This is a genomic window from Corynebacterium sp. HMSC055D05 (genome assembly GCF_001810365.1).
Classification (GTDB): Bacteria; Actinomycetota; Actinomycetes; order Mycobacteriales; family Mycobacteriaceae; genus Corynebacterium; species Corynebacterium coyleae.
Genome location: NZ_KV801037.1, coordinates 25,995 through 33,128, shown reverse-complemented (window position 1 = coordinate 33,128; position 7,134 = coordinate 25,995). Strand labels below are relative to the sequence as shown.

Here is a 7,134-nt window from a genome sequence, read left to right as displayed (position 1 = left end):
TCACTGGTGATAAGGAAGACACCGCGAAGTCCACGAGCTTTTAAGTCCTGGAAGAAGCCCTTCCACGACGCGTTGGATTCCGTGGTGGCAACATGCATACCGAGCATTTCCCGGTAGCCGTCAGCGTTAACACCGGTGGCCAAAAGTACGGAGCATTTGACTACCCGGCCGCCTTCGCGCACTTTGATCGTCAGTGCGTCGCAGGACAGGTAGGCGTACCCGCCGGGGTCCAGGGGGCGATTTCTGAAGTCTGCGACCATTTCGTCGAGTTCTTCCGACATGCGTAAGCCTTGGGATTTCGACATGTTGGAAATGCCAAGGGTTGCCACCAGATCATTCATCCTGCGGGTGGAGACCCCTTTGAGGTAGCACGTGGCGATCACGGTCGATAAGGCTCGTTCCGCTCGTGAGCGGCGCTCGAGCAGCCAGTCTGGGAAGAACGCGCCGTGGCGCAGCTTCGGCACTGCTACATCGATTGTGCCGACACGGGTGTCAAGGTCGCGGTGGCGGTACCCGTTGCGGTGGTTGACCCGTGTGGTGGAGGCAACACCGTACTCAGCGCCGCACACGGTGTCGGCCTGGGCGGAGAGGATTTGGTTGATAAACCCTTGCAGCATCTGCCGCATCAGATCCGGCGACGCTTGGGCCAGCAGATCATCCAGATAGGTTGTCGGGTCGATAGAATGCGGTGCAGCGGTCATCGTCATGTGCCTTTCGGTGAGATGTGGAAGTTGAGTCGAAAGGTTACTGACGGTGGCCGCCCACTATTTTCAAGGGCCCACCATCAGCAAGCGTTACACCACACTAAGGGACGCAACCTGAGCGTTGGGGCACAGCGCCTAAGGCGCATACGGAAGCTGGGTTAGCATTTACTCATGTCTGTTTCTGAGCTGTCCACCAGTACCCAGAACTATTTGAAAGCTATCTGGGGGCTAAAGGAATGGTCATCCGAGCCCGTTACCGCCACACTTATAGCGAAACAGCTGGGACTCAAGCTCTCCTCGGTCTCCGATGCAGTGCGCAAAATGTCGAAGCAAGGGCTCGTGTCACACACGCCCTATGGCTCTGTGGAGTTAACCGAACTTGGCAGGCAGTACGCATTGGTCATGGTGCGCCGCCACCGATTGCTTGAGTCTTTTTTGGTTCAAGCATTGGATTATACGTGGGACGAGGTCCATGATGAAGCCGAAAATCTTGAACACGCGGTGTCTGACATGCTCATAGAGCGCGTGGATAAGTTCCTCAATTACCCCACTAGGGATCCACACGGCGACCCTATCCCTACGGTTGATGGACAGGTCACTATCCCCAGTGCGCACCGTCTCACCGACAGCGGCGCACAACCGCAGGTGACCGTGGAACGCATTTCTGATTCCGACCCACAACTGCTGGCCTTCCTCAAAGAGCAAGGCATCGTCATTGGGGCTGTTCTTACCACGCGCGAAGGAACGCCCTTTTCAGAATCGCTCGAAGTACAGGTAGCCGACAGTACTCAGTGGGTAGTACTTGGGCGCCCAGCTACGGACGCAGTGTTTGTAGCACACCACAGCCTGTAGTCTTTCCCTTTCTCATTAATCCTGTCCCTACCTGCCCTTTTAAAAACTACGGTGCGGCGTAGTTTGCAACTACGGTAGTACGTAGTTAATCTTTTCGATCATCACCTATCCCACTTATGGCTAAGGCCAGGATGAGCAGGATTGTCATGTCAGACTCACCAGATTTGGTGTACTTTTCTAGCGTTTCTGAAAACACAAAAAGATTCGTCGAACGCTTAGATAGACCCGCAGTGCGCATTCCACTGCGGCCCAAGAAAACCGGAATGATCCAGGTTTCACACCCGTACGTACTCATCGTTCCAACCTACGGCGGTGGCTCGCTCAAACGCGCAGTCCCCAAACAGGTCATCGACTTCCTCAATGACCCAATCAACCGTTCCTTTATCCGGGGCGTGATTACCTCAGGCAATACCAACTTCGGAAGCGCTTACTGCGTCGCCGGCCGCATCATTTCCGCTAAGTGCCACGTTCCAGAGCTGTATCACTTCGAGCTACTCGGCACGCAGAAGGACGTTGCCGCTGTAAAGCAGGGCCTTCACAAGTTTTGGGAGCAGCAAAGCAACTAACAATTACACCCCATTGATTTCCCACAAAATGAAGACCACATCCGCAACACACAGATTGGAAACCACAATGCCGCCACTTAAGGCCACCCCCACACAGCCCATTGGCCCTACGCCCCGCACCGCTTCAGCAGACGATGCCGGCGGTGTCGGTAAGCGCAAGAGCTACCATGCACTCAACGCGCAGCTGAACCTATTCGACGATTCGGGAAGAATCCAGTTCGACAAGGACATTGAGGCAACACAAGACTTTTTAGCGCACCATGTCACTCCCCGCATGCATCAGTTTGAATCCACCAAGCAGCGCTTGGAGTGGTTGGTTGATAACGAATACTACGAGCGGGAATTCCTTGAGCTTTATGATGACGATTTTCTGTGCACTATGTACGACAGAGCCCACCGAGCCAAGCATCAGTTCCGCACTTTCCTCGGCGCATTTAAGTTCTTTACTTCATACGCACTGAAAACCTTTGATGGCTCGCGATTTCTGGAAGGCTACGAAGAACGCGTCGCCACCACAGCTTTGTACCTTGCACAGGGCGATGAAGAGCTTGCGGAGAAGCTGGTGGATGACATCATGACCGGACGCTTCCAGCCCGCCACCCCTACTTTTCTCAACGCAGGAAAAGCCCAGCGTGGCGAAATGGTCTCCTGCTTCCTCCTTCGCATCGAAGACAATTTGGAAAGCATTGGCCGCAGCGTGAACTCTGCACTGCAGCTTTCAAAACGCGGCGGTGGTGTGGCCTTGTTACTGAGCAATCTGCGCGAATCCGGAGCCCCAATCAAAAAGATTGAGAACCAAGCTTCCGGCGTAGTCCCAGTCATGAAAATTCTGGAAGATAGCTTCAGCTATGCCAACCAATTGGGCGCTCGACAGGGCGCTGGAGCCGTCTACCTACATGCGCACCATCCAGATATTCTTCGTTTCCTGGATACCAAGCGGGAAAATGCCGATGAGAAAGTCCGCATTAAGACTCTTTCGCTGGGAGTTGTTATTCCAGATATAACCTTCCAGCTGGCCAAAGAGAACAAGGATATGCATCTTTTTAGCCCGTATGACATCGCTCGCGAGTACGGCGTAGCCATGTCTGACATGTCTATCACCGAGTATTACGACGAGCTGGTTTCCAATCCGCGAATTTCTCATACGACTATCAAGGCCCGCGAGTTTTTCACCACGCTGGCTGAGCTTCAGTTTGAATCTGGATACCCCTACATACTCTTTGAGGATACGGTCAACCGCGCTAATCCCCTCAAAGGACATATCAATATGTCCAATCTGTGTAGTGAGATCCTCCAGGTCAACACGCCATCCACCTACGGCGCCTCAGGTAACTACACCACCGTTGGCCAGGACATTTCCTGCAATCTAGGGTCGCTCAACATCGCTAAAGCTTTTGAATCACCGGACTTTGGGGAAACTGTTGAAACCGCGGTGCGCGCTCTCACGAAGGTCTCAGACCTAACAAATATCGAAGCTGTTCCTTCCATCGCTCACGGTAATGCATCCATGCATGCCATCGGGTTGGGCCAAATGAATCTCCACGGTTTCCTGGCTTCCAAGCGTATTCCTTATGGCTGCGCCGAAGCACTGGACTTTACAAATATCTATTTCCTGACCGTGACCTATCATGCGCTCCGTGCATCCCATGCGCTAGCGGTTGAGAAAGGTCAACGATTCACTGGCTTTGAAGAATCCACCTATGCCACTGGCGTCTACTTCGACAAGTACATCGACCAAGACTGGGCGCCGGCCACTGACCACGTAAAACAGCTATTCCATGAGGCTGGCGTGCAGATTCCTCAACGCGAGGATTGGCTACGGCTCAAGAACCAAGTGATGCAAGACGGCATCTACAACGCCTACTTGCAGGCAGTTCCACCCACTGGATCAATTTCCTACATCAATGACTCCACCGCGTCCATACACCCGATTGCCTCCAAGATTGAAATACGCAAGGAAGGCCGCTTGGGGCGCGTGTACTACCCCGCACCGGAAATGACCAACGACAACTTGGAGTATTTCGATGACTCCTACACCGTGGGGTACAAAAAAATCATCGACACCTACGCTATGGCCACCCAACACGTGGACCAAGGGCTTTCCCTGACTTTGTTCTTCACCGCTGACACCACTACGCGGGACATCAACAAGGCACAAATCTATGCCTGGAAAGCCGGAATCAAGACCTTGTACTACATCCGTTTACGCCAACCTGCACTCCAGGGAACCGAGGTCGAAGGCTGCGTTTCCTGTGCTCTGTAGGAACACGGTCCTTCCTTCATTCACAACCATCCATCAAGAAAGAAAGAAGCTATGTCTTCAACATCAAACACTGCTGAGCTAACCAGCATCTCAGTTACGCCGCCAAGTTACCGGCATGACCCTTCAGCCCGCATCCGCGCCATCAATTGGAATCGGGTGAGCGATGAGAAGGATCTTGAAGTGTGGAACCGCCTCACCGCCAACTTTTGGTTGCCAGAAAAGGTTCCACTTTCAAACGATCTCCCGGCGTGGCAGAGGATGACACCGGAGGAACGCAACCTCACCATGCGGGTGTTCACGGGACTCACCACCCTGGACACCGTCCAGGCCACTGTGGGCGAAATCTGTCAGATCCAAGATGCCCGCACCGAGCACGAGGAGGCCGTGTATACCAACATCGCCTTCATGCAATCAGTCCATGCCCGTTCTTACTCTTCAGTGTTTTCTACTTTGAGCAGTACGAAAGAAATTGATGAGGCATACCGCTGGGCGGTGAATAATGACCTTCTCCAGGCACGCGCCAAAAAAGTGCTCACTCATTATTTTGGACCCGATCCACTCAAGCGCAAAGTGTCATCGACGCTGCTTTCCTCGCTGCTTCTCTACGCGGGTTTCTATCTTCCCCTGCATTTTTCCGTCCACGCCACCCTGACAAATACGGCAGACATGATTCGCCTCATTCTGCGTGACAAGGCAGTGCACGGTTACTACTCAGGCTACAAGTACCAGCGCGGACTGGAAACGTCTGCTCCACAACGGCAACAGGAGATGCATGATTTCACTATTTCCTTGCTCGAAGAGCTTTATGCCCTAGAGCTGGATTATTCCGGCGAGCTATATGAGCCGTTGGGGCTCATGGATGATGTAGCTGTATTCGTTCGCTATAACGCCAATAAGGCGCTCATGAATTTGGGCTACCCGGACTACTTCCCACCTGAAGAAACGGAAGTGAACCCGGAAATCCTCGCTGCCCTAGCACCTGGAGCAGATGAAAACCATGACTTCTTCTCCGGCTCCGGTTCCTCCTATGTCATTGGCACCGCTGAAGAAACGAGTGATGATGACTGGGATTTCTAAACCGTTTCCACGACCAGACCAAGGAAGCTGGCTTGAGACCATCGCGCTGTTTGAAGCCATCCGCGAAGGAAACCAACCAGCAGCCATGCGGCTTTTGGATACGTCCGCCGCACGGGAGGCCGTCCTCGGGGGACTGTTAGGACTCATCGAACTGTACTTCCGCCATGAAGAAGACAAAGTGGATAACTTTCTTACTGCCGCCCACGCCGCCGGGCCACCGCCTGCCTTTGGCTGCAAGCCTTTTCTCCCTTGATCGCACGTACCTACGCCCAACTAAGAAGAAAGGACTTCCTATGACCACCCCACGCATTAGTGTTATCGTCGGCAGCCTGCGCCGCGGCTCATTTGCGCGCAAGATTGCACACGAAGTGCTCACAATGATTCCTGAAAACTACCAGGCAGACATCGTTGAAATCCGTGACTTGCCGCTCTATGACTTCGACTACGATGACCCCTCGGTCACGGACAAGCCCATTCCAGCTGAGTACACCACTTTCCGCGACACCATCAAGAACTCGAGCGGCGTCCTCTTTGTTACCCCGGAAAATAACCGTACTATCCCTGCCTGTCTCAAGAATGCAGTGGACATCGGTTCCAAGCCCAACTCGGATGTGGCTTGGAAGAACCTTCCCGCAGGTATCATCAGTCACTCTGTAGGCCGCATGGGCGGCTACAGTTCACAGAAGAACCTCCGGCTCGCCCTGTCCTACTTCGATATGCCGCTTCCTGGTCAGCCCGAGGTATTCCTTGGCCAATCCCCCACCCTCTTCGAAGACTCCGGCCATCTCAATGAAGGCACCGCAGGCTTTGTCAAAGACTACGTTATACGCTTCCTGCAGTTGGTCGACATGACATTAACAGCCAAGCACAGCTAGCGACGGCGACTAACCCTAGCCACCGCCCTCTACGAAGTACTTGAAGGCTTCTAAAGGGCCTTCTCAAAGACACAAACCCCGGATTCACACTCATCCTTGAGTTACCTGAATCTGAACCCAGGACGCTTCAAAAAACACCGCTCTAATTCTTCGATTTTCGCTGAATTAGAGCGGTTTTAGCGCTGTCGCTGGACACTGACCCTGGCGACATCCTGTTAGGCCGCTACAGGGCCATACAGGGCAGGGGAGACCCCCATCTACGGCTTGCCGCCGTCGGGGGGTGCTGGGCATCTACTCCTCGGGTCTGACGCTGCTCACGCTGGGGATTAAGATCTCGCGCCCGGCGGCTGCAGCTATCGACGGCGTCATTTTGACCATCGGCACCATCTGGGTGGTCTTCTTCTCCCAAAGCTCCCTTGGGCCGTTCCAGTCTTTCCTGATCACTCTCGGCGTGCCACTGGCTAGCTGGGCAGGCATTCTCATTGCGGACATCTTCGCCCGCACTAAGGATTACGACGAGCCGGCGTTGTACGATTCGGCAGGTCGCTACGGCGCCGTGGACTGGACCTCGATCGGGATTCTTGCCGTGGCTTCGGTAATCGGGTGGGGTCTTGTGGCCAACATGTTTGCGGAGGAAGCTTCCTGGAACAACTGGCAGGGATACTTCCTGCCGCTGGTTGGGGAGCACTGGGCGGACGCGAACCTCGGTGTGCTCGTCGCACTCGTGCTCTCGTTTGTGGCGGCGTGGTTTGGGCGCCGCGGCCGCATCCGCCGCCAAGAGGGGACTGCGGCCTAGG

The 7,134-nt window shown here is 54.3% G+C and carries 8 protein-coding genes; 7 read left to right on the top strand and 1 reads right to left on the bottom strand.

Features of this window, described 5'->3' with window-relative positions; all coding sequences use genetic code 11:
• Window positions 1-701: IS256 family transposase (locus HMPREF2734_RS02575; RefSeq protein ID WP_210384720.1), on the bottom strand; the 701-nt coding region annotated here is incomplete at its 3' end.
• Window positions 702-875: 174 nt separating this feature from the next.
• Between HMPREF2734_RS02575 and HMPREF2734_RS12330 the strand changes: the two genes are divergently transcribed.
• From HMPREF2734_RS12330 to HMPREF2734_RS02545, 7 genes are all read left to right on the top strand, one after another.
• Window positions 876-1,556: a metal-dependent transcriptional regulator gene (locus HMPREF2734_RS12330; protein ID WP_022862719.1), complete on the top strand. Its 681-nt coding sequence runs from the start codon at window positions 876-878 to the stop codon at window positions 1,554-1,556.
• Window positions 1,557-1,672: 116 nt separating this feature from the next.
• Window positions 1,673-2,122, top strand: a complete 450-nt coding sequence (nrdI, locus tag HMPREF2734_RS02565) for a class Ib ribonucleoside-diphosphate reductase assembly flavoprotein NrdI (RefSeq protein ID WP_052093126.1) — start codon at window positions 1,673-1,675, stop codon at window positions 2,120-2,122.
• A 67-nt stretch (window positions 2,123-2,189) separates the two neighbouring features.
• The gene (gene nrdE / locus HMPREF2734_RS02560; RefSeq protein WP_052205721.1) at window positions 2,190-4,385 is read left to right on the top strand and encodes a class 1b ribonucleoside-diphosphate reductase subunit alpha; all 2,196 of its coding nucleotides are present in this window, start codon (window positions 2,190-2,192) and stop codon (window positions 4,383-4,385) included.
• A gap of 51 nt (window positions 4,386-4,436) precedes the next feature.
• Window positions 4,437-5,462 carry a class 1b ribonucleoside-diphosphate reductase subunit beta gene (gene nrdF / locus HMPREF2734_RS02555; protein ID WP_034666259.1) on the top strand — a complete coding sequence of 342 codons (1,026 nt, stop codon included), beginning with the start codon at window positions 4,437-4,439 and terminating at the stop codon, window positions 5,460-5,462.
• Entirely contained in the window at window positions 5,443-5,715 is a 273-nt protein-coding gene (locus HMPREF2734_RS11735; RefSeq protein ID WP_133065267.1) for a hypothetical protein, read from the top strand. Before nrdF ends, HMPREF2734_RS11735 begins: the two co-directional genes overlap by 20 nt.
• 40 nt (window positions 5,716-5,755) lie before the next feature.
• Window positions 5,756-6,337 carry an NADPH-dependent FMN reductase gene (locus HMPREF2734_RS02550; protein WP_022862715.1) on the top strand — a complete coding sequence of 194 codons (582 nt, stop codon included), beginning with the start codon at window positions 5,756-5,758 and terminating at the stop codon, window positions 6,335-6,337.
• A 280-nt stretch (window positions 6,338-6,617) separates the two neighbouring features.
• Window positions 6,618-7,133, top strand: a complete 516-nt coding sequence (locus tag HMPREF2734_RS02545) for a cytosine permease (protein WP_141750406.1) — start codon at window positions 6,618-6,620, stop codon at window positions 7,131-7,133.
• The last annotated feature ends 1 nt before the right edge of the window (window position 7,134 follow it).

What these genes read in the sequence shown, in the direction of transcription:
- nrdI (WP_052093126.1), top strand. Translation starts at nt 1,673, where the DNA reads ATGGCTAAGGCCAGGATGAGCAGGATTGTCATGTCAGACTCACCAGAT.
- HMPREF2734_RS12330 (WP_022862719.1), top strand. Translation starts at nt 876, where the DNA reads ATGTCTGTTTCTGAGCTGTCCACCAGTACCCAGAACTATTTGAAAGCT.
- HMPREF2734_RS02550 (WP_022862715.1), top strand. Translation starts at nt 5,756, where the DNA reads ATGACCACCCCACGCATTAGTGTTATCGTCGGCAGCCTGCGCCGCGGC.
- nrdF (WP_034666259.1), top strand. Translation starts at nt 4,437, where the DNA reads ATGTCTTCAACATCAAACACTGCTGAGCTAACCAGCATCTCAGTTACG.
- HMPREF2734_RS11735 (WP_133065267.1), top strand. Translation starts at nt 5,443, where the DNA reads ATGATGACTGGGATTTCTAAACCGTTTCCACGACCAGACCAAGGAAGC.
- nrdE (WP_052205721.1), top strand. Translation starts at nt 2,190, where the DNA reads ATGCCGCCACTTAAGGCCACCCCCACACAGCCCATTGGCCCTACGCCC.